Source organism: Tautonia plasticadhaerens (assembly GCF_007752535.1).
Lineage (GTDB): Bacteria > Planctomycetota > Planctomycetia > Isosphaerales > Isosphaeraceae > Tautonia > Tautonia plasticadhaerens.
Window position 1 is genome coordinate 8,582,323 of the sequence record NZ_CP036426.1, and the last position, 21,841, is coordinate 8,604,163.

At 71.9% G+C, this 21,841-nt stretch carries 21 protein-coding genes; 11 read left to right on the forward strand and 10 right to left on the reverse strand.

The annotated features are described in order from the left end of the window. The first annotated feature begins 155 nt into the window (after positions 1–155). From ElP_RS34060 to ElP_RS34080, 5 genes are all read left to right on the forward strand, one after another. On the forward strand, positions 156–1,040 hold the full coding sequence (locus ElP_RS34060; RefSeq protein WP_145277963.1) for a YybH family protein: 885 nt from the start codon (positions 156–158) through the stop codon (positions 1,038–1,040). 595 nt (positions 1,041–1,635) lie between these two features. After that, positions 1,636–3,297, forward strand: a complete 1,662-nt coding sequence (locus ElP_RS34065) for a tetratricopeptide repeat protein (RefSeq protein ID WP_197446589.1) — start codon at positions 1,636–1,638, stop codon at positions 3,295–3,297. A gap of 86 nt (positions 3,298–3,383) precedes the next feature. Continuing rightward, the gene (locus tag ElP_RS34070) at positions 3,384–3,929 is read left to right on the forward strand and encodes a GNAT family N-acetyltransferase (protein WP_145277966.1); all 546 of its coding nucleotides are present in this window, start codon (positions 3,384–3,386) and stop codon (positions 3,927–3,929) included. A 326-nt stretch (positions 3,930–4,255) separates the two neighbouring features. Continuing rightward, positions 4,256–5,401, forward strand: a complete 1,146-nt coding sequence (locus tag ElP_RS34075) for a DUF1559 domain-containing protein (RefSeq protein WP_145277968.1) — start codon at positions 4,256–4,258, stop codon at positions 5,399–5,401. Positions 5,402–5,511: 110 nt separating this feature from the next. Further along, the gene (locus ElP_RS34080; protein WP_145277970.1) at positions 5,512–5,709 is read left to right on the forward strand and encodes a hypothetical protein; all 198 of its coding nucleotides are present in this window, start codon (positions 5,512–5,514) and stop codon (positions 5,707–5,709) included. A 230-nt stretch (positions 5,710–5,939) separates the two neighbouring features. Here ElP_RS34080 and ElP_RS34085 read toward each other — a convergent pair whose 3' ends face one another. The 5 genes from ElP_RS34085 to ElP_RS34105 all read right to left on the reverse strand — a co-directional run bounded on the left by ElP_RS34085 (position 5,940) and on the right by ElP_RS34105 (position 9,602). After that, on the reverse strand, positions 5,940–6,452 hold the full coding sequence (locus tag ElP_RS34085; protein ID WP_145277972.1) for a hypothetical protein: 513 nt from the start codon (positions 6,450–6,452) through the stop codon (positions 5,940–5,942). A gap of 76 nt (positions 6,453–6,528) precedes the next feature. Continuing rightward, positions 6,529–7,401, reverse strand: coding sequence for an ATP-dependent sacrificial sulfur transferase LarE (gene larE, locus ElP_RS34090; RefSeq protein ID WP_145277974.1), 873 nt, complete (start codon positions 7,399–7,401; stop codon positions 6,529–6,531). 161 nt (positions 7,402–7,562) lie between these two features. After that, the gene (locus ElP_RS34095) at positions 7,563–8,105 is read right to left on the reverse strand and encodes a hypothetical protein (protein ID WP_145277976.1); all 543 of its coding nucleotides are present in this window, start codon (positions 8,103–8,105) and stop codon (positions 7,563–7,565) included. 31 nt (positions 8,106–8,136) lie between these two features. Then, positions 8,137–8,769, reverse strand: coding sequence for a zf-HC2 domain-containing protein (locus ElP_RS34100; protein WP_145277978.1), 633 nt, complete (start codon positions 8,767–8,769; stop codon positions 8,137–8,139). 218 nt (positions 8,770–8,987) lie between these two features. Further along, the gene (locus ElP_RS34105) at positions 8,988–9,602 is read right to left on the reverse strand and encodes an RNA polymerase sigma factor (RefSeq protein WP_145277980.1); all 615 of its coding nucleotides are present in this window, start codon (positions 9,600–9,602) and stop codon (positions 8,988–8,990) included. Positions 9,603–10,074: 472 nt separating this feature from the next. On the opposite strand from ElP_RS34105, the gene ElP_RS34110 reads away from it, so the two are divergent. The 3 genes from ElP_RS34110 to ElP_RS34120 all read left to right on the forward strand — a co-directional run bounded on the left by ElP_RS34110 (position 10,075) and on the right by ElP_RS34120 (position 12,751). Beyond that, on the forward strand, positions 10,075–10,782 hold the full coding sequence (locus ElP_RS34110; protein ID WP_145277982.1) for a hypothetical protein: 708 nt from the start codon (positions 10,075–10,077) through the stop codon (positions 10,780–10,782). Positions 10,783–11,034: 252 nt separating this feature from the next. Continuing rightward, positions 11,035–11,565 (forward strand): hypoxanthine phosphoribosyltransferase, encoded by a 531-nt coding sequence (hpt, locus tag ElP_RS34115; RefSeq protein WP_145277984.1) that lies wholly within the window; start codon positions 11,035–11,037, stop codon positions 11,563–11,565. 52 nt (positions 11,566–11,617) lie between these two features. After that, entirely contained in the window at positions 11,618–12,751 is a 1,134-nt protein-coding gene (locus ElP_RS34120; protein WP_145277986.1) for a glycosyltransferase family 4 protein, read from the forward strand. A 68-nt stretch (positions 12,752–12,819) separates the two neighbouring features. Here the strand turns inward: ElP_RS34120 and ElP_RS34125 are convergent, their stop codons facing one another. Continuing rightward, positions 12,820–13,704, reverse strand: a complete 885-nt coding sequence (locus ElP_RS34125) for a hypothetical protein (protein ID WP_145277988.1) — start codon at positions 13,702–13,704, stop codon at positions 12,820–12,822. A gap of 444 nt (positions 13,705–14,148) precedes the next feature. Between ElP_RS34125 and ElP_RS34130 the strand changes: the two genes are divergently transcribed. Beyond that, positions 14,149–15,276: a glycosyltransferase gene (locus ElP_RS34130; protein ID WP_145277990.1), complete on the forward strand. Its 1,128-nt coding sequence runs from the start codon at positions 14,149–14,151 to the stop codon at positions 15,274–15,276. 7 nt (positions 15,277–15,283) lie between these two features. Here ElP_RS34130 and ElP_RS34135 read toward each other — a convergent pair whose 3' ends face one another. The 3 genes from ElP_RS34135 to ElP_RS34145 form a co-directional block, all read right to left on the reverse strand. Further along, on the reverse strand, positions 15,284–15,691 hold the full coding sequence (locus ElP_RS34135) for a hypothetical protein (protein ID WP_145277992.1): 408 nt from the start codon (positions 15,689–15,691) through the stop codon (positions 15,284–15,286). A gap of 149 nt (positions 15,692–15,840) precedes the next feature. Continuing rightward, entirely contained in the window at positions 15,841–16,425 is a 585-nt protein-coding gene (locus ElP_RS34140) for a YdeI/OmpD-associated family protein (RefSeq protein WP_145277994.1), read from the reverse strand. A gap of 102 nt (positions 16,426–16,527) precedes the next feature. Continuing rightward, positions 16,528–18,957, reverse strand: a complete 2,430-nt coding sequence (locus ElP_RS34145) for a sigma-70 family RNA polymerase sigma factor (RefSeq protein WP_145277996.1) — start codon at positions 18,955–18,957, stop codon at positions 16,528–16,530. 524 nt (positions 18,958–19,481) lie between these two features. Between ElP_RS34145 and ElP_RS34150 the strand changes: the two genes are divergently transcribed. Together ElP_RS34150 and ElP_RS34155 are read left to right on the forward strand one after the other, a co-directional pair. Then, positions 19,482–20,036 (forward strand): hypothetical protein, encoded by a 555-nt coding sequence (locus ElP_RS34150; RefSeq protein WP_145277998.1) that lies wholly within the window; start codon positions 19,482–19,484, stop codon positions 20,034–20,036. Between the two features lie 486 nt (positions 20,037–20,522). Beyond that, positions 20,523–21,029 carry a hypothetical protein gene (locus ElP_RS34155; protein ID WP_145278000.1) on the forward strand — a complete coding sequence of 169 codons (507 nt, stop codon included), beginning with the start codon at positions 20,523–20,525 and terminating at the stop codon, positions 21,027–21,029. 81 nt (positions 21,030–21,110) lie between these two features. Here ElP_RS34155 and ElP_RS34160 read toward each other — a convergent pair whose 3' ends face one another. Further along, positions 21,111–21,731, reverse strand: a complete 621-nt coding sequence (locus ElP_RS34160; protein ID WP_145278002.1) for a hypothetical protein — start codon at positions 21,729–21,731, stop codon at positions 21,111–21,113. Positions 21,732–21,841 lie beyond the last annotated feature (110 nt).

Sequence of the window (21,841 nt, forward strand, 5' to 3'; positions counted from 1 at the left end):
CCTCCGCCAGCGGCCACCGCCGACTCCCCGGGCCGGATCGGCGGGCGGGACACTTTCCGATCCGGGTGTCGTACAATCGGCGACGCGGCCCTCCACCCGGCCCGAGGGCCGGCCGGGAGACGCCCGGCCACCTCCCCTGTTCCCGAGAGGCGACGATGAGCACCCTCGTCCTGACGCTGGCCCTGCTGGGCCTCTCCCCCCTGCCCCGGTCGCAAGAGCCTCAGGAGCCCGGGGCCGTCGGGCTCGCCGGGCAATTCGCCGACGCCTTCAATCGGGCCGACGCCACCGCCCTCGCGGCCCTGTTCGCCCCCGAAGCGGAGCTGGTCGACGAGGAGGGGAACCTCTACCGGGGCCGGGAGGAGATCTCCGAAATCCTCGGCCGATTTTTCGAGGCCTTCCCCGGCGCGTCCGTGAGCCGGGAGGTCGAGGAGGTCCGCCCGGTCGGCCCGTCGCTGGCCATCGAGGACGGGGTGATGACGATCACCTCCGAGGGGGGAGAGACGGCCCGCAACCGCTACCTCGCCGTGCTCGTGAAGGGCGAGGGCGGCTGGCGGATCGCCAGCATGAGGCAGGTGGCCGAGGAGGCGCCGCCGACCCCACGGGACTTCCTCGAGCCGCTGGCCTGGCTCGTCGGCGACTGGGTCAGCGAGGGGGCCGACGTGGAGGTCGCGCTCTCATTCCGATGGTCCGAGGACGGCAACTACCTGCTGGGCAGCTACACGATCGAGGCCGAGGGGGAGGCTTCGCTGGCCACCAACCAGCGGATCGGCTGGGACGCCGCCGACCAGGTCATCCGCTCCTGGAACTTCGACTCCGACGGCGGCTTCTCCGAGGGCCGATGGTCGACCGACGGCTCGGCCTGGGTGGTCAAGAGCGAGCTGGTGCTGCCGGAGGGCCTGACCGGCTCGGCGACCTTCTACCTCTCGCCGGTGGACGAGGGCCACTTCGTCTGGAGTGCCCTCGACCGCGTCGTCGCCGGCGAGGTCCGGCCGGATGTCGAGGTGACGATCGTCCGGACCCCGCCCGCCCCGCAGGAATGACCGGCCGCCGGCCTCGAACCCCAGGGAGAGACACACGATGAAGACCAAGCGACGCCGGTCCTCGGCCCTGGCCCTCGCGGGCCTCGCGGCCCTGCTGCTCTCCCTGCCCGACTCGTCCGCCTTCGCCCAGCGACGAGGAGGAGGGGGGGGCGGCCGGTCGATCGGCGGCGGCGGCGGCCGAGCGATGGGGGGCGCCCGCCCCTCGATGGGAGCCGGTCGGCCGATGGGAGGCGCCCGCCCCTCGATCGGCGGGGGAGGCTCCCGCCCCTCGATCGGCGGCGGGGGGGGCCGCCCCAGTCTCCCCTCGGCTCGGCCCAGCCTGCCGACGACCCGACCCGGCGGGGCATTGGGCGGCCGACCCTCGATGCCGAATGCCTCCCGGCCGAGCATCCCGGGCCGGCCCTCGATCCCGAGCACTCGGCCCCAGGTCCTCCCCGGCGGGGGTTTCTCCCCGAGCCGGCCGGGAGGAGGAGGCTCGACCCGTCCTTCTCCCCTGCCGGGGACTCCGGGTGGCGGCACCCGGCCCTCGCTGCCGAACCGGCCGGGCGGGGGCGAGACCCGTCCCTCGCTCCCCGGCGGTGGAAATCGCCCGCAGTTGCCGAACCTGCCCGGGGGCGGTGGGAATCGCCCCAACCTGCCGGGCGGCGGCGGAGACCGCCCCAACTTCCCCGGGGGCGTCGGCAACCGCCCCAACTTCCCGGACGGCGGAGGGAATCGGCCGAACTTCCCCGGTGGCGGAGACCGGCCGATCATCGGCGGCGGTGGCGACCGGCCGAACCTGCCGAATCGACCAGGAGGCGGTGGCGATCGCCCGATCATCGGGGGCGGCAACAACCGCCCGATCATCGGGGGTGGCAACGATCGGCCCGTCATCGGTTCGGGAAATAACCGGCCCGTCATCGGCTCGGGGAATACGACAAACAATCTGATCAACAACAATCAGAACAACATCGCGTGGAATAACGACCGGGTCAACGTCAACCGCCCCGGCTGGGGCTGGGGGGGCGGCTCCTGGGGAGGGGGCTGGGGCGGGGGCGCGAACCGATGGGCCGGGTCGTGGTACAACAACTACGTCCCGCCCCGTTACCACGGCTGGTATCACGGGAGCTGGAGCAACCCATGGGCCAGCGCCTGGTACGTCCCCCTGGCCTACGGCGCCACCTCCTGGGCCCTGAACGGCCTCTCGGGGTGGACCTCCGGGTACTACGACACGTCGTATGTGAACCCGTATTACGTCGCACCGGTCGAGGCCGCCCCGGTCTACGACTACGGGCAGCCGATCGTGGTCCAGACGTATGCCCCCCAGTACGTCTCGGCCAACGGCGGCGAGGCCGCCCCCGACCAGGCCCAGGGCCAGGACCAGCCGCCACCCCCTTCCCCGGGGCAGCAGCAGGCGTATGGCCTGTTCGACCAGGCCCGGGCCGCCTTCGCCTCCAACGACGACGGCCAGGCAATCGACCTGATCGAGCAGGCCCTCCGGCTCTCGCCCGGCGACCCGGTCATGCACGAGTTCCGCGCCCTCTGCCTGTTCGCCCTGGGGGATTACACCAACGCCGCCGCCGTGCTCAACGCGCTGCTCGCCGTCGCCCCCGGCTGGGACTGGACGACGATGAGCAGCCTCTACGGCAACGCGTCGACCTACACCGACCAGCTCCGCAACCTGGAGTCGTACTGCAAGCAGCACCCCGACGACCCGGCCTCGCACTTCGTGCTGGCCTACCACTACCTGATCCTCGGCCACGACGACCAGGCGGCCGCCGCCCTCCGGGTCGTGACCGCCCGGCAGCCCGAGGACGCCGTGTCCGCCCGGATGCTCCAGGCCCTGACCGACGCGTCCCAGCCCCCCGCCGCCGCGACGGGCTCGCCGGGCGCGGCGGCCCCCGCCTCCCCGCCCGCCGAGGCCCCGTCCCGGGCGACCGGGGAGGCGGGATCGGCCGCCCCCGCCGCCGACGAGCCCACCACCGACCTCGTCGGCCGCTGGAAGGCCGAGCCGAGCGACCGGGTGGGTTTCGCGCTGACGATCGGCGAGGACGGCACCTACTCCTGGGTCGTCTCCCCTACGGGGGCCCCACCGACCTCGATCTCCGGCGCCTATGGGGTCGACGGCGACACGCTGATCCTCAAGAACGAGGAGCAGGGCGACCTCGTCGGCCAGGCCGTCTCCGGGGGCCCCGACCGCTTCACCCTGCGACTGGTCGGCGCCCCTCCGGGCGACCCCGGCCTGACCTTCGACCGGGTCGCCGACGGGGCCCCCTGAGTCGCATCGAGTCGATCCCGTCCCGGCCGGTGGGCCGGGCCGGGACGGGACTGGCGTTCGGGATCCCGGCCGAGGCCCCCGAGACGATGACCGACCCGGCGATCGCCCCACTCCTGACCGATCGCCTCCGGCTGGACCGCCCCTCCTGGTCCGTCCTGCCCGATTACGTCCGGATGAACGCCGATCCCCGGGTCATGGCCTCGCTCCGGGGCGTCCGGACGGCCGAGGAGACGGCGGCGATCCTCGCCCGGCTGATCGAGCACTGGGACCGCTTCGGCTTCGGCTGGTACACCGCCCGGGACCGCCGATCGGCCCGGTTCGCCGGCCGAGGCGGGCTGCGTCGCGTGATGATCGCCGACCGCGAGGAGGTCGAGCTCGGCTACGGCCTCCTGCCCGAGTACTGGGGGAGAGGGCTGGCCACCGAGCTGGCCGGCCGGTGCGCCCGGCTCGGCTTCGAGGTGCTGGGGCTCCGGGAACTGGTGTGCATCACCCTGCCCTCGAACCTCGCCTCGCGACGGGTGATGGAGAAGGTCGGCTTCGCCTTCGATCGCGAGGCCGAGCAAGACGGCAGGACCCACGCCCTGTACCGGCTGAAGACTGACGACTGGCGGCGATCGTCGGGCCGGTCCTGATCTCGTCCTGCCTGGAAGCGAGGATGATGACTTGGTCGGTGGGGCCGGGGGGCGTATCCCCTGGGAGTCCCGAGACTGGTCGCCATACGTCGACTTGCCTCGACTGGTAGAATGTTTGATGGATGAATCAGCTTCCCCGAGCCGGATTCTCGGGCCTCCTCTCCTCTTGATTCCTCCCCGCCCCGACGTCTCGCCTTCGAAGCAACGACCCAGGCCTTGGCCTTCGTAAATCATCCGGCCCTCGGCCCGAGTGCCGACCCGATCGGTGATCTTCCCGCCGAGCCGGGGTCGACTGTCTCGCCCCACGCCCCAAGGACCATCGTCCCATGATCCGATCCGTTTCCAGGACGCGTCGCCTCGCGGCTCGTCGCGGCTTCACGCTGATCGAATTGCTGGTCGTCATCGCCATCATCGGCGTGCTCATCGCGCTGCTCCTGCCCGCCGTGCAGAGCGCCCGCGAGGCCGCCCGGCGTGCCCAGTGCACCAACAACCTAAAGCAGCTGGCACTGGCCGTCATGAACTACGAGAGCTCCAACGGCGTCTTCCCACCGCACTCGATGGCCGCGGCCTCTCGCACGCAGACCGACCTGCCGATGAGCTGGATCCCGCCCCTGCTCCAGTTCACCGAAGCCCTGCCCTTCTATTCCGCCATGAATTTCAGCGTCGACATCATGGGGACCGGCTTCGGCGGCTGGGCCAACTCCACGGTCACGACGGCGAACCTGAACATCTTGCAGTGCCCGTCCGAAGACTCGTTCCAGCCCCTCCGGGCGACCAACATGAACGGGACCTACTACGGGATGACCAACTACATGGGCAACTACGGCGGCCCGGGCGTCATCCAGGTCGCCAGCGGGACGATCGTGCCGACGAACAACCGCTACATGTGCCCCCCCTCGAACTGCTATTACCCCGGCGCGAAGTGGGCGCCCGTCACCATCGCCTCGATCCGGGACGGCACCTCGAATACCGCGTTGATCAGCGAGCGGCTGCTCGGCGTCCCCACGTCGGCCTTCACCCGGGCCAGCGTCAACGCCAAGCGGGGCACCTTCCGTTCGCCTCGGGGGGTTTCCTACCCGGCGAACGCCCAGGGGGCCCTGGACTACGTCCAAGCCTGTCAGAGCATCCCCGGCAGCCAGGGGACCCGGTTCGGTGGCGGGCCGGGCCAGATGTGGGCCGCCACCTTCCCGATCTGGCTGGTGATCACCTCGTACAACCACTTCGGCACGCCGAACCAGATGAACTGCACGAATCCCGGCGAGCCGGCGGGCATGGACTCCAACAGCCCCTATGCCGGTTACTACGTCGCCCCCCTCGGCAGCGCCCCCCCCAACAGTAACCATCCGGGTGGCGTGAACGTCGCCTTCTCCGACGGCTCGGTCCATTTCATCAAGGACTCGGTCGCCCCCCAGCCCTGGTGGGCCCTCGGCACCCGAGCCGGCGGCGAGGTCGTCAGCGCCGACCAGTATTGATCCCGACTGGGATGCTCCGGGCCCGGCCGCCCCGTGGCCGGGCCCGGGGCGGCCACTTCCACCCGCTCGACGACTCGACTGACGACGGCAACCACGATCGAGAGCTATCTATGAGACCACTCGCTCGACTACTCACGCTCGTTGCGGCGGCCATCGGCGTCGCCGGTTGCGGCCCGTCCATCCCCCCCCCTGGCGAGGCCACCCCCGTCGGCGACGACGAGGGGGTCTTCATCCAGGAGGAGTGGCCCGACGAGGTCAAGGAGGCCGAGGCGAAGTTCCAGGAATCCGCCCAGGGAAAGGCCGACTGATCCTCCCCCAGGACGCGTGCCTCCAATGGCGAGGGCACGCATTCCCTGTGGATGCCGATCGGGCCCGGACGAAGTGCGGTGCGAATCCTCGCCATCCCTGGCACCAAGCGGGTGCGGGCGGGGCCGAGTCCGCAAACCGGCGATCGATCGAAGGTGCAGGGGACGGGACGATCCGCGCCCTTCGCCTCCATCAAGCCCGATGGACTCACCTTCTCGCCCGCCCCCGTCGCTCAGCGTCGGGGGACCGAGGTGCCGCAGTTGCGGCAGGTGTCGCTGCCGAGGTGCACCGGGCGGGAGCAGTTCGGGCAGAGCCTCAGGCCGGCCTCGACGCGTTCGTCGGGGGACTGGGGGTGGGGCGACGGGGGGGCGTCGGGGCCGGGGGGGAAGTTGTTCGGCACCCGGCTGCCGAGTCGGCGGTGTTCTGCGGCCCACTGGTCCAGGTACTCGCCCTCCTCGGCGAGCAGTTCGTCGGTGCGCTGCTCGGGGGAGCCCCCGAGGGTGGGCACCGGGACGATCCGGCCGCAGTCGGGGCACTTGCCGTGCGTCGGCGTCGAATCCACCGGCACCTTGAGCCGCCTCCCGCAGGGGCAGGCGAAGCGGATGAAGCCGTCGCCGACCACCGGGCCGGAGCCGCCGGAGGGGCGGATCCGGACCCGGGAGCCGCACCTCGGGCACACCACCCGCCCCTCTCGGTCGTCGGGCACGGTCAGCGGCTGTCCGCACCGGCAGGTCGCCTTCGCCATCGGTCGGGGGCCCCTTCGGGGTGATGGGTCGGGGGCCGCCCCGAGGTCGGGCGGTCGATCGGCCGGCCCGGCAATATCAGCGGCCGACGGCGGGCACGACGAGCCCCTGCATCAGGTCCTCGGCCGGGATGAGCACGTTGTTGCTCCCGGACCGGAAGCCTTCGAGGTCGAGGGTGACGAACTTGAAGCCGATGTCCCGGAAGGCGCGGACCAGCTCGGCCCGGACCTCGGCCGAGGCGATCGCCGGCAGCTCGTCGAGCGGCACCTCCACGCGGGCCAGGTCACCCTTGTGATACCGGACCCGGACGACCCGGAGGCCCCGGGCGCGGAGCCAGCGCTCGGCCCGGTCGATCATCCGGGTGCGTTCGGGGGTGACCTCCTCGCCGTAGGCGATCCGGCTGGAGAGGCAGGGGGTGGCCGGCTTGTCCCAGGTGGGCAGGCCCCAGGCCTTCGCCAGCGCCCGGACGTCGCCCTTGGTCAGTTCGCTGTCGAGCAGCGGGTGGACCACGCCGTTCTCGGCGGCGGCTTTCATGCCGGGGCGGTGGTCTCCCCGGTCGTCGAGATTGGCCCCAGAGGCGACCGCGTCGACCCCCAGCTCGACCCGGAGCAGGGCGAGGCGGCCGTACAGCTCGCTCTTGCAGAAATAACAGCGGTCGGGGTTGTTGCGGAGGTAGTTCGGGTCGGCGAACTCGCCGGTCCGGATCACCCGGTGGCGGATGCCGATCTGCTTGGCCAGCTCCTCGGCCTCCTCCAACTCCCCCTCGGCCAGGCTGTCGGAGACGGCCGTGATGGCGATGGCATCCTCGCCGATGGCCAGCTGCGCGGCTTGGGCGACCACGGTGCTGTCGATCCCCCCCGAGAAGGCGACCGCGACCCTCCCGTAGCCGCGGAGGGCCGCGATCAGGCGGTCTCGCTTCGCGGTCAGTTCCGGGTCGTTCCAGTCGCTCACGGGGCACCTCCGCCGGATGCTGGCTCGCCGATCCTCGCCCGATCGGACTCCCCGACGGGCTCCACTCCCTCCCATTATTACGGCCCGGCCGGGGCCGGCTCAAGCGGGAGGGCGGGCGGAGGGCTTTGCACGCCGGGCATCGAAGGGCGATTGCGGGCCGATCAGCGGGCGCCGACGCCGACGAGCAGGCGGTCGCCGGAAGCCCCCTGGACCTTGTCGAGGAAGACGAGCTGGCCGGCGGGGGTGCGGACCTCGGTGATGAAGACGGGGCGGGGGCGGTCGTCGTCGAGGAGCTGGACGCAGAGGTGGACCTTGCCGCCTTCGAGGGGGGCCTTGAGCGTGACCACCAGGGAACGGCCGTGGCCGAGGTCGCAGGACAGGGCCTCGTTGGAGGTGAGGCGCCGGCTCTCGGCGCCCAGCAGCGTCAAGCCATGATCGGGCAAGAGTTTGCGGAGCGGGCCGGCGTAGGGGGAGAGCATCGGGTCGACCCGGGACTTGCCCGGCTCGGCGAGCAGGCCGAAGACGGTCACGTCGCGGTCGGGGCGGTCGTCGGGCCGGGGCTGGCCGAGGCTGCGGTCGACCAGGGTGGTCGGCACGATCGCCGCCACGCCCAGGGCGAGCACGATCGCGTGGACCCTCCCCCGGCCCGGCAGGAACCGGGAAGGGAAGGGCATCCGGGCCCGGTGCTGGTCGTCTCGGTTCATGCCGATCCCTCGCCGGTCCGTTCGGTATGGGTCACTGGGCCAGGGGGCCGAAGGGGTTGCCGGGCGCCCGGCCGTCGTCCTGGGCCGAGGCCATCAGCTCGGGCATCGCCTCGAACCAATTGAACAGGGCGAAGTAGTCGACCGCGTCCATCCCGGCCTCGGCCTTGTCGAAGAAGGTCAGATCCGCGTCGGTGGCCGGCTCGTGGACCTGGATCACCTCCCGCTCCCCCGAGTCGACGTGCAGCAGGACGGTGTGGCCGACGGGCACGTCGAAGTCGCGCCGGATCGCGTCGGCCCGGGCGGTGGCCGGGCCCGGCCCGGGCGGGTCCGGGGCGAGCAGCACGGCCGCCGCGGCGGCCGTCGCGGCCAGCCCGGCGGCCAGTCGGATCGGGATCGACACCCGGCGACGGGCGACGCCGAGGAGGGGGGCCGGGGCGGCGGGCCCGGGGGAGGCCGCCTCCCGGTCGATCCGGGCCCAGGTCGCCTCCCAGCGCGCCGCCGGGGGCGAGTCGGGGCGGGTCGCCTCCCAGAGCCGGTCGAGGCGGAGGGCGGCCTCGGACTGCCCGGCGCATCGGGGGCAGGAGGCCAGGTGGGCCTCGATCTCGGCCTCGGTGATCGCGCCATCGGGGGCGGCGATCGCTCGGGAAACGTCTCGACAACGCATCGGGGGCTCGATTCGCTCCGGTCCTGCGGTCCGGCCGATCCGATCCGAGACTCGGAAGGATCGGTCGCCCGGGGTTCGGGAGATCGGTCCCGAAACCCATTGAGTTCGTTCGACTTCCGGGATTCGATGGGTCGGATCCCGGCCCCCCAAACCCGGCCTCGATCTGCGGGCGGCGCGGGAGGCTCCGGATGTTCGACGCCCCCCGGGTCCGGATTATTCTAGGGAAGCCCCTCGACCCCCTCCAGGGCGGCCTGGAGCTTCTGCCGGGCATAGTGCAGGCGGCTCATGACGGTGCCGATGGGCACGCCCTGGGCCTCGGCGATCTCCTTGTAGCTCAGCTCGGCCTCGGCGAAGAGGACGAAGGTCTCCCGGATGGCGGGGCTGAGCCGGGCCAGCGCGGCGTCGATGGCCCGTCGGAGGTCGGCCAGGTGGAGCCCCCGGGCCGGGTCGTCCTCGACGCTCGGCTCGACGGCCGAGGTGCCCGAGCCCCCCGGGCCGGCGCCGTCGGCGTCGAGGTCGGTCAGGCGGAGGGCGGGGCGCCTCCCCTTGCGCCGGCCGAGGTCGTGGGAGGCGTTGGTGACGATCCTCAGCAGCCAGGTGCGGAAGGCGCTGCGGCCGTCGAAGGCGTCGAGGTTGCGGAAGGCCTTGATGAAGCCGTCCTGCACGGCGTCCATCGCGTCCTCGGAATTGCCGAGCAGGCGGTAGGCCACCCGATAGGCCACCTCGCGGCCGCGACGGAAGAGCTCCTCGCGGGCCTCGGGGTCGCCGGCTCGGGCCAGCTCGACCAGGGCTTCGTCGGGCGCCTCCACGACGCCCCCTCGGGGATCGGGCATGGTGCGGGTGGTCCTCGCCGGATTCGACGCCGATCGCCCCAGGTTATTCGATCGCCGGGCGGGGCAGAAGCCGGGACGCGGCGGACGCCGATCCGGGAGGCGGACGCCCGCCCTCGCCGGGCCCGGGGCCGTGCGTCCCGCCCCCCGGGCCCCCGCCCATTGCCCTTGACCGTCTCGGGGATCGGATCAATAGTACGCCCATCCGAGTGCGGACGACGATCCGCCCGGAGTCGCATCCGGCCGAACCCCGTCGACTCGCCGACCGCCGCGCCTCGAACCGCCCCGTCCGGCACCCCTCCCCTCGAATCCACCCCCCTTGAATCGACTCGCCGGCCGGGCCGAGCCCGGGCCTCGCCGACCCGAGGCCGGGACGGCCGGGAGCGGGCGACCGGGACGCGCCGGGGCGTCGATCGGCACCACGACCCACCCGGATTGGCCCGACCACCTCGCGTTTCCAGGAGGGATTGCGCCCATGTCTCGTCGCCCGCTCGGATCGTCGGCCGTCCTCGGCACCCTGATGTTGCTTTCGCCGGCCGTCTTGGGCCCGACCGCGTCGGCCTCGGCCACCAAGACGGTGGCCTTCCGGCTCTCGAACACCACGGCGAACCCGGTCTCGGAGATGTACTTCGAGCTCGTCCCGACCGGGACGATCCTGCCCCCGGTGATCGGCACCGCCCCGGACGGCTCGCCGGTCGAGGGCAGCCCGATGAAGGCCCTGCCCAGCTCCAGGGGCATCGACGTGTCGTCGGCCTACGTCCTGCTGACCGACGACCCGGCCCAGGCCGACATGGAGCGGATGTTCCTGCTCTTCGGCTACGAGCCCGACCCCGACGCCGCCCCCGGCGCCGTGCCCTTCGCCCCCCTGCTCGACGACGCGGGGGCCCGGGTCGGCCAGCTCGACCCGGGGGGCACCTTCGACTTCGAACTGACCCTGGCCCAGGGTTCGATCGGCTATTTGCTCAAGTCGGCCATCGACGGCCTGACCGTCTCGGTGCTCGACGCCTCCACCCCCGAGCCGCCCCCGTCCCCCGGCCACGGCGGCGGCTCCGGCGGCGAGAACCCCGGCACGCCGGTGCCCGAGCCCTCCGCCCTGCTGCTCTGGGCGGCGATCGGCCTCGCCGGCCTGGGCGGCCTCTCCCGGCGCCGCCGGGCGCGACCGGCCCCGGCCCTCCGGGGCTGATCCCCCGCCGGGGGAACCCGGGGCATGCCGGATGAGGGATGCCCGGTCGGTGCTGGCCGGCCGGGTCGGCCCCCCCGCATCGGGCGCCGATCCTCCGGCATCCGCCATCCCGGATCGGCCCCCCCCACCTCGCCCCCGGCCGATCCCGACGCCTCCCCCTTGGCATCGCCGCCGCTTCCGGTCACGATGGGGAGCCCCGGGAGGGTCGCGGACCCGGAGTTTGGACGCAGGGATCGAAGGGGGCCCGTCGGCGTGGAGATCCTGATCAGCGAGGAGGAGATCCTGGCCCGGGTCGCGGAACTCGGCCGCCGGATCGACGCCGACTACCAGGGCAAGCCGCTGACGATCGTGGCGGTCTTGACCGGCAGCCTGATCCTGCTGGCCGACCTGATCAGACGCATCCACCTGCCCCACCGGGTCGCCCTGCTCCAGGCCAGCAGCTACAAGGGCGCCACCACCGAGCGGGGCGACCTGGCCGTCAACGAGGCCTTCGCCCCGGTCGTCCACGGCCGGGACGTCCTGCTGCTGGACGACATCTTCGACACCGGCCACACCCTCTCGGCCCTGGTCCCCGGGCTAATGGCCCGGGGGGCGCGCAGCGTCCGGACGGCGGTGTTGCTCCGCAAGGAAGGGAGGCAGGAGGTGGCGATGGAGCCCGACTACGTCGGCTTCGAGATCCCCGACGCCTTCGTCGTCGGCTACGGGCTCGACTACGACGACGACTTCCGCCACCTGCCCCACATCGCCGTGCTCGACCCCGAGAAACACCTCCCCCCCCGCTGAGCGGCCCGGGGGCGCCCGGCCGGGCCCCCTCCCCGCCGAAGGTCACCCCCTCGTGCGCATCGCCCTAGTCTCCCGACGCTACCCCCCCCTGATCGGCGGCGCCGAGAAGGTCCTCAGCTACCTCGCCCCCGCCCTGGCCGACCTCGGCCACGAGGTGGCCGTGCTCACCGCCCGCCCGCCCGGCCCGGACGTGCCGGGGGTCGAGCCGGTGCCGACCCGGGCGGGCTCCTGCACGGTCCGACGCCTGGCGACCTCCCGGCTCCGGTTCGTCGGGACGTGGCGCTACATGAACAACCTCCGGGAGCGACTGGAGGCCGACCCGCCGGATCTGGCCTACGTGTCGATGCTCAAGCACGACGCCTACGTCGCCGTCGAGGTCGGCCGACGGCTGGGCTTCCCCGTCGTCCTCCGCCCCGAGGGGGCCGGGGCCACCGGCGACCTCTCCTGGCAGTCCTGGGGCAACTTCGGCCGGAAGATCGGCGAGCGGACGAAGCAGGCCGACGCGATCGTGGCCATCTCGAAGGCGGTCGAGGACGAACTCCGGGACGCCGGATACGACCGGTCGAAGATCCACCGGCTGCCCAACGGCGTCCCCGTGCCCGAGCCGTCCTGGAGGCGTCGGGACGGCTGGCGAGACGCCCCCCGGGCCGCCTTCGTCGGCCGGCTGGCGCCGGAGAAGGGGCTCGACACCCTGATCGAGGCCTGGCCGATCGTCCGACGCTCGTTCCCCGCCGCCCACCTCACCATTTACGGGGAGGGGCCCGAGGGGCCGACCCTGGGGGCGGGCGTCGGCAAGCTCGGCCTGGGGGACGCCATCACCTTCGCCGGCCCCACCGTCGACCCGACCGCCGCCCTCCGGGACGCCGACCTGTTCGTCCTCCCCTCCCGGGAGGAGGGGATGAGCGTCGCCCTGCTCGAAGCCATGGCGCTGGGCATCCCGGTCGTCGCCTCGTCGATCCCCGGCAACCGCCGGGTCGTCTCCGACTTCAAGGACGGCCGCCTCGCGCCGGTCGACGACCCCGAGGGCCTGGCCCGGGTGGTCGTCGAGCAGTGGACGGAGTTCGACCGCGCCTTCCACATGAGCCGGGCCGCCCGGAAGAAGGTGGAGGGCTCCTACTCCGTCTCGACCATGGCCCGCCAGCACGACGGCCTGTTCCGGTCGCTGGCTTCGGCCCGGGGCGGCTGACCGATCGGCCGTCGCCGGCCCCCCTCGCCCGCCTCCGGGACGGGCCGAAAGGCAGCCGGGCGCCTCGATCAGATGCCGAAGTAACCCCGATCGTACATGAAGCCGCCCCGGCAGGCGACGCTGGCGCCGGGGATCCCCAGCGTACCGCCCCCCAGGATCGCGACCCCGGACGGGGAGAACCGCTGGAAGGCGACTCGAAGTGCCGCCAGGTTCCCGTACCGGAGGAAGGAATCAATCTGCTTGAGCAGCAGCACGGGGACCGTGACCCCGAAGAGCAGCAGCGAGAACGAGCCGCCCCCCACCACGAACCAGAAGTTGGCCCCGCCCTCCAGGACGATGACCCAGTGCCGGAAGTCGTCGATCGTCAGCTGTCGCCGGAACGGCGACCTCAGGATCGTCCCGAGACTCGGGAACTGGACGGTCGAGAAGGAGCCGCCCACGGAGAAACCCTCGGAGGGCCAACCCACGGTCAGGCCCCCCGCCAGTGCGTGGAACCAGGTGGTGACGGCCACCGACTTCTTCGTGATCCCGATGGTCGCATACTGGCCGGTCAGGAACGTCAGGGATAGGTCGCCGCCCCCGGTTCCCGTCACTTCCCAGTCCGTCCTGATGAACGTCGACATGAGCCAATCGATCAGCTGCGACGCGAAGTCCGACCGCAAGGGGGGCGTGTCGTCCCCGGGAACCGGGCCGGGACCGATGACGGGAGCGGTGACGGGCTCCCCGGGCAGGGGGCCCGGGTGGTAGATCGTCTCCCCGGCGAAGATCCGATTTGGGTCGACGATATCCGCGTATGAATTTTTATATTTACGCTTGAACCGGTCCCAGTTCGCCAGCGGATCCCCGTAGATTGCCGAGGCGTACTTGCTGATCCAGTCGCCGGGCTTGACCTTGATCGACCGGTCGTCCTGCACCGTGACCGAGTAGCCGCCGTTGGAGTAGATCCTGCTCATGGCCGAAACTCCGAGTGGGGAGGCCGGTGTCGGGACTCGCCGGCCGAAGTGACTGACACCCGATCGTCATCACAAGCGCCGGCCCGACCGCGCCGGCCCCATTAGCAAGCGGACCGGACTCGGCCGGCGCGGACGCCGAGACGACGGCCCCGAGGGGCCACGACGGCAGGGCGTGAGGTTCAGGGGAGAGGTCCCGGGCAGGGCCGGCGTCGAACGACGGGCGCTCCCGGTCGGGGCACGTGGGATGCCTCGATGAGGCACTCACTGTTGATCGAAGTCCGGCCCCCCGGGGCGACATCCGGCCTCCGCCGACTCCCCGGATCGCACCCGACGAGGGGCCCGACACCGCCGGGGCGATCGGGAGGGGCCTTGAGTCGGTCGGGCGGATCGGCCACAATCGCTCGCCCTCGGGATCTCCACCTATCGGACCGCACCGAGCCCGCCGTGCTGAACGTCTTGCAGGTGATCCCCACGCTCGACCGCTCCGGCGCCGAGAAGCAGATGGTGCTGCTCGCCGCCGGTCTCCCCCGGGACCGCTTCCGGGTCGAGGTCGCCGCCCTCACCCGCCTCGGCCCCCTGGCGGCCGACCTCGACGCCGCCGGGATCCCGATCCACCCGATCGGCAAGCGGCTGAAGCTCGACCCGGGCGCCCTGGATCGCCTGACCCGGCTGATGAGGGAACGCCGATACGACGTGGTCCAGACCTGGATCTTCGCCGCCAACGCCTACGGCCGGGTCGCCGCGAGTCGGGCGAAGGTCCCGGTGGTGGTGACCGCCGAGATGGCCGTCGACCTCTGGAAGGGCCGCCTCCAGCTCGCCATCGACCGCCGCCTCGCCGCCCGGACCGACCGGGTCGTCGGGAACTCCCGGGCCGTGGTCGACTTCTACCGGGACGTCGCGGGCATCCCCGGCGAACGGCTCGAACTGATCCACTCCGGCATCGCCGACGAGGAGCCCCCGGCGGTCGACCCGGCGTCCGTCCGGGCCGGGCTGGGCCTGCCGCCCGACGCCCCCCTGCTCCTCTTCGCCGGCCGGCTCTACCCGCAGAAGCGGGTGCTCGACCTGCTCAAGGCCCTGGACATCCTCCAGCACGTCCGGCCCAATCTCCGGACCCTGATCGCCGGGGACGGCCCCCTGCGAACGGAGCTGGAGCGGTTCGCCGACGCCGTCGAACTCCTCGAGCACCGCCGGGTCCTGTTCCTCGGCCACCGGGACGACGTGCCCGGCCTGCTCGCCGCCGCCGACGCCCTGGTCCTGCCCAGCGAGTTCGAGGGCCTGCCGAACGTGGTGCTGGAAGCCATGCGATTCCGCAAGCCCGTGGTCGCCACCGCCGCCCCGGGCACGACCGAGCTGGTCGTCGACGACCAGACCGGCCTGCTCGTCCCCGTCGGCGACTCCACCGCGCTGGCCCGGGCCCTGCTCCGGGTCGTCGACGACCCCGACCTCCGCCGACGCCTCGGCGACGCCGGTCGTTCCCGGGTCGAGCGGGAGTTCCGGGCCGACGCCATGGTCGACCGCTTCGCCTCCCTCTACGAGCGCCTCGCCCGCGCCAGGGGCCTCCCGATCCCCTGATCCCCCGTCACGCCCTCGTCCGGGGAGGCGCGTAGGGGTTGTCGGGATCGGCCGGCGGGCCGGGGTCGACGCCGAACCCATCCGCGCCTGGGAACGCCGGCCGGGCCTCCTCCCGCCGCTGCTGGGCGTAGAACGCCTTGCCCAGCAGGGCGACGATCACGCAGGTCGCCACCACGATCACGACCTCCACCCCCGCGATCACCAGGTAGTCCGGCTCCCCCCGGCCGTCGAGCGCCGCCACCACGCCGATGACGATCCCCGCGGTCATCGCCACCGGGAACGGGGTCAGGCAGATCAGCCCCAGCAGCCGGGCCCGCCAGCCCGTCACCTTCCTGTCCTTGCCGACCGAGAACTTCCCCCGGACCAGCGCCGCGATGCCGAAGATCAGCAGCGCAATCTCCATCCCCAGGATCATGGCAACGGCCCCATTCCTGCCTGAGTGAGCACGGGAACACGAGATCGGGAGGCATGCCCGGCCGGGCCGGGGCAGATCGCCCCGAGCATCCTACCGCCGCCTCCGCCCGATCGCGAGCATCGGCTCGGGACGCCCCGCGTCCCGGGCGATCAGGGCCGCCACTGGTTCGCCCGTCGATTCTCCGAGGCCAGCCTCGCCGTCTCCTCGACCCGCCGGGCCCTCGTCTCCGGCCGCTTCGCCTGGACGATCCACTCCAGGATCCCCCGCCTCACCGACCGGGGGAAGGCGTCGAAGTGGCGGTGGGCGTCGGGGAACCTGGCCAGGGCCTCGGCGAGGTCCCCGGGCACCTCCATCGCCTCGACGCCATCCAATTTCTCCCAGGATCCGTCCGCCCTCGCCGCCTCGACCTTCGCCAGCCCGGCCGGCGTCATCCGCCCGTCGGCGATCGCCCGCTCGACCCGTTGCTTGTTCGGCCCCGACCAGCCCGACTTCGCCTTCCGGGGGGCGAAGTAGAGCATCGACCGTCGCTCGTCCAGCTTCGCGGGCTTGCTGTCGACCCAGCCGAAGCAGAGGGCCTCCTCGACCGCCTCGTCGTACTCGACCCTCGGCTCCCCGGTCGCCTTCTTCGAGGTGATCAGCCAGACCCCCTCGGCCCGCTCGTGGTTCGATTCCAGCCAGTCCCGCCACTCGCACCGGGACCGAGGGTGGACGGAGTTGCTCGGCGGCTCGGCCATGAGCGGTTCGTTTCCCGAGACTGATCGATCGATCAACCCGCCGGGCGGGTCCGCCGGTAGTCTGACCTCAGCTGCATCGGGAGGCAAGGGGCGCCTTGAAGTTCACTCCGGGAGTGACTTGACCTCGAAGGTGAACCGGACCGACCCTCCCGAGACCAGCTTGAAGGGCTGGCTCTCGGCCGGCTCGACGCGATACTCGGGGCGGTCAGTGTACATGTGAAATTGGAACGCGGGGTAATTGGGCCGTTGGATCCCGGCGAACCGGAGTCGGTATTCCTGGCCTGCTTCGGGTGCCAGCACGGCGCGGAGGCGACCGTCCGGACCCGTCGAGGGACGATCGCCGTAGAAGGTGGAGGGTCTGAGTTCCCGGAGATCGTCCGGGTTGTCTGTTGGCACGAGCCAGAAAAGGGCGTCCGGCAATGGCTCGCCGGTTGTGGCATCGGTCGCCTCGATTAACACCTCAAATCCCTCATTCAACCGCAACTCATAAGACGATTCATCGGGTCCTGAGGGAATGCTGAAGTCCCGCTGGTAGGTTCGGATGTAAGGCGAATCGAAGCTGGGAGGATCTGCGACGATCCCCGTGTGCTCCTCTGGCGGCACGGCGAGCAACAGGGTCCCCTCGGCGTCGGTCTGGCCCCCGGAGAACGTGCCCGTGGCCAGTCCCGGCAGCATGAGGCTCACCCGGGCCTCCGGGATCGGCTCGCCGGTATCGTCGCCGACGACGCGGACCAGCACCTTCCGGGGCGTATGCAGGGTCAGTTCGAGGTCGCCTGTGTAGACCTCATGTTCCCCTCGGCCGTTCGATCGCCTCGGTGTGGGATGGCGTTCGATGGGCTTGTCGGTCGTCGCCGCATAGAGTGCAATCCCGTAATGTTCGAACTGCGGATCTTTGACCCAGAGCCGGCAGCAGGCTTCCGAGGGGAGCCCTCCGATCTGGAATCGCCCGTCGGGCCCGGTCGTGGCCCGGCCGATCCCCTCAGGTAGTGCCTTCCACACGCCGTTCAGGTTGCGGCTCGTCTCCCTGCCGAGGACATCGAGCAGGTCGGCATCATGCACCGACACCTCGATCTCCTCCATGGGTGTACCGATCTCATCCACGACTCGGCCGCTCAGGGAGTCGGCTGGCCGGAACGTCAGGTCGATCGTCACCGGCTCTCCGAGCGGGAGTCGATCCTGGATGTCGAGCGGGTGGGGCGGATCGATCGCGTACATCGACTGCTGAGGGCTCCACGAGAGGCCGTAACCCGGGCAGGTTGCCACGATCTCGAACCTCGTCGAGGGCGAGACTTCCGGTTCCCTTGCCGGTTCGGGGAACTGCTCGACGGGAACAGGAACATCCTCGAATCGGTATGCACCTGTTTGATCGGTGATCGTCCGAGAGAGCACCTTGAACTCCTCGCCCCAGAACATCATGAGGACGGTCGCCCCGGCGACCGGCCGCCCGGCGGTGTCGATGGCTGTTCCAATGGCGGTCACCGGGATCGACTCGGGGACGGGGGGAGATTGCCAGTCTCTGGCCGCGTCCGGGTCCTTGACCGGGGAAAGCGTGGACCATTCGTCATCGGGTGCCAGGTAGTCATCAACCCGAGGCAGTTGCACCGATTTTACGTTCGGCGACCCAGTCGAGGGACGTCGAGGAACGCCGCCCACAGAAGCCCTGTCATCCTGGGGAACCATCGTCCCGACTCCGACCGCCGCCGCGCCGAGCAGCAGCAGGCCCGAGGTGACCGAGGCGATCCGATGCGTGCTCATCATCGTCAGTGCTCCTGCGACGAGGGACGGTCCCCAGGCCGGGGACGAGGCGGCGGCGGACTCCAGCGCCGACCGCACCGAACGCTCCAGCAGCGGCCTCGGGACGGCTGCCGGGGCGAACTTCGGCCCGAACAGCGGGGCGACCGAGCCGACTGTCCCCGGGGCGACTCCCCTCAGCAGCAGGCGGCGGCGGAGGCGGTCCCGGGCCCGGGATTGTCGGCTCTTGACGGTGCCGATCGGCCAGCCGAGCCGATGGGCGGCCTCCTCGTGAGTCAGGCCCTCCAGGTCGCAGAGGACCACGACGGATCGGTCCCGGTCGGGCAGGCGGCCGACCTCCTCCAGGAGCATCGGGCCGAGGTCGTCCGGCCCCCGATCGGGCGGGACGACCAGGGAGGCCCGTTCGGCATAGCGGCGCTCGAACACCCGACGACGGGAGGCTTCGGACCGGGTGCCCGACGCCACCCGGAGGGCGACCTGCAGCAGCCAGGGGCCCAGCGAGTCTCGGACCCAGAGGGACCGGGCCCGGGTGGCCAGCAGGCAGAAGACGCGCTGGAAGGCGTCCTCGGCGTCGTTCGGGTCGGGGAGCCGGGCCCGGCAGGCCCGCAGGACCATCGGCCCGTGCCGCCCCACCAGGCAGGAGAAGGCGGCCTCGGCCCCCGGCTCCCCCCTCCGAGCGGCCCGCTCCAGCAGTTCCCGGTCCGACAGCCCGGCGAGGCTCCCGGACTCGAACACGTCTCGGAGGGCCCTCAGGACCCGCCCGTCTCGGTCGATCGCCAACGGCCCGGCCTCCCCACCCCGATCCGGTCGCCTCCCCCCTCCCGAGGATTCGAGTGTAATGCGACGGGCCGGGGCATCGGTTCCGAAGTTCTCCCCGGTCTCCCGTCGAGAGCGGATCGCATCGGGGGCGGGCGGCGGCCCCGTCCCTCATGCGGCATCCCCCCTCGGCCCTCGGCCGGCCACCCGCGCCCGGCAACCTTGAGGATCGGGACGCCGCCCAGCCGGGGGACCATCTCCCCGGATCGACCGCCCGGGCACGGAACCGGGCACGATCCCGCGCCGTCGATTCCCTTAAGTTTGCGGGATAAATTGCCGAAGGAGTTGCCCCGTAGAAACTTGCGTTGACTCTCTCCCGGCTCCCGGGTAGAGTCCGCCCCTCGAAGCCCGCCGCGCCCGGGGTGCGGATCGGGCCGGGACGGGGCGACCCCGCAGGGGCTCCGATCCTCGCCCCGAAGCAGGGGCGGCGGCCGGATCATCCAGGGGATCGCCGGGCAAGGCGAGCGATCGCACGGAAGGAGCGAGCCATGCGACGATCGAAGTCGGTCCGGCCGCAGGTCGAAGGGCTGGAGTCCCTGGTCTTCCTCTCGGGCGTCGCCAACCCGGCGCTGGCCGAGCGGATCGCGGCGGCGAGGCAGGCGGCGGCGCTGGGGGCGGCCCGGCCGGGCGCCGACCTGACCAGTCCGGATCTCTCCGGATCGGCGCGGGGCACCTACCGGCTCGACCTGGCCGCCGACGGCTCCAGCGGCACGTTCCAGGTCCAGGGGATCGGCCAGATCCGGGGGCTCGGCCCGGCCCGGGTGTCGGCGACCTACACCGCCAGCCAGTCGAGTTCGCCGGACACCATGGCCGTGACCCTGACGTCCCGTCACGGCTCCTTGACGCTCCTGGTCGCCCGATCGGCCGGCACGCCCGACCCCGACGCCTCGACCGCCCGGTTCCGCTACCAGGTCACCTCCGGCACCGGTTCCCTCTCCCAGGCGGACGGCACCGGCATCCTCGACATGACGCTGCGGCCCCAGGCCCGCACCCTCGGGACCACCGGCCAGATGAGCCTCTCCATCAGCCCCGACCCCGCCTGAGCCTCGCCCCTCCTTCGACCCTGCCGGGATGCTGCCCCCAACGCTGGCCGATCGTCCTCCGTCGGCCAGCCTCGGGGCCCGGACCGAGGTGAGGAGGCCCCGGCGAGGGCCCCTCCTCATCCCCTCAATCTCATCCCCGATGCCCGTCGGCATCGGGGATGGGCCGAACCGCCCTCACTGCAATCCCCGATCGGGAGAGGTCGGCCCTCGTCGCGCGCCATCTCGGGCAGTCCCGAAGATCGGGCGATTGGCACGAGACTTGAACCCCATCGCTCCTGCGACCTTTGAGGCGTTCCCTCGGGGATGGCCCGGGAATTCAAGTGCGAGCGGCCGAGCCGCTTCTACAATACACCTGGATCGCGACGCCCGAACGCTGGGACGTGCCGGATTGGGCGGATCACCTCCCGATACGCGCGGCTCTGACCGGCTCGGGCCCTCTCCCTCGAATCCACACAGTTCACCGAGACAGAGAAAGTGAGGACCGCCATGAAATCGCCGCTCCGCACTGCGATTCACGGCGCCTTCGCCTCGATCGCCCTGGGACTGGCGTCCCTGCCCTCGACGGCGTTCGCCCAGCAGGGCTGGGCCGGATACGGCCCGGCGCAAGTTGCATCCCCACCCACGGTTTATTACACGAATCCCGCCCCGGGGTACTCCTGGCAGGGGTACACGCCGGGCTCGGCCTGGGGCGGACCGGCCTATGCGCCCTCGGGCCCGGTCGTGGCGACCGTGCCCGCCCGTCCGGTGACCGTCCCGGGGGCCGGCTGGAGCGGCTACAACCCCGCCGCCTCCTGGACCGGATACGCCCCGGCCTCGGCCTGGTCCGGCTACACGCCGGGTTACATCTCGGCCGTCCCCCGGTCGGAGTTGCCGCGCTATGATCGGCGGCTCGCCGGATGGGGATGGACGGGCAACGGGAATTACCGAGAACCCGGCACCGGCCGGCCGACCCCGATGCTCAGGCCCTGGCTCCCCGGGGCCGCGGGGAGCTGATCCCCGCCGAGGCCCCGAACGGACGATCCCATCGGATCCGGCCCCTTCCCCGGCCCGGGGAAGGGGCCATCGCTCGGGATCTCACTGGAAGGCCGTCGCGCCGGGGCTCGGCCCATCGAGGTCGATCGATCGTCGGACCGCACCCCGGTCGTCGAAGAGGCCCAGCGCGGGCGTCCCGTCCGGCCGGACGGCCAGGGCGGCCCGGAGCACCTGCTCGCCGCCGTAGAGGTTGATGCCGGCCGAGCCGTCGGGGCCCGAGTCGAGCGACAGGAGCAGGGTCCCCTCGGGATCGAACAGGCCGAAGCCCGGCGAGCCGTCGGGACGGACGGTCATCGCGGCCTGGAGCGTACCCTGCTCGTCGTGCAGGTTCACCCCGGGGGCGCCGTCGGTCCCCATGTCGAGCGACAGACGGACCTGGCCCCGCTCGTCGAACAGGCCGAATCCCGGGGTCCCGTCCGGCCGGATCGCCAGGGCCGCCCTCATCCGGCCCTCGCCGTCCCGGAGCACGAAGTGCTCGGCCTCGATGGTCGTCCCCAGCTCTTCGGCCACGTTCGCCCCGCAGGCGACCAGCACCAGGGCGCCGAGCACCGCCGACGCCCCGGCCCATCGCCAATGCCGGCACTCGCGGCCCATCACCCGGTTGGCCTGCTCCAGCGCCTCGACCCGTTGCAGCATCGCCTCGAACTCGGGACGTTCCTTCATCGGTCGTTCCTCGACAGGTGCATCGCCTCGCAGATCCGGTCAACTGACCCCGAGGCTCGCCCCGGAACGCGACTGGCGTGCCGTCGCGTTGATCGATCGATGTGTTTGTC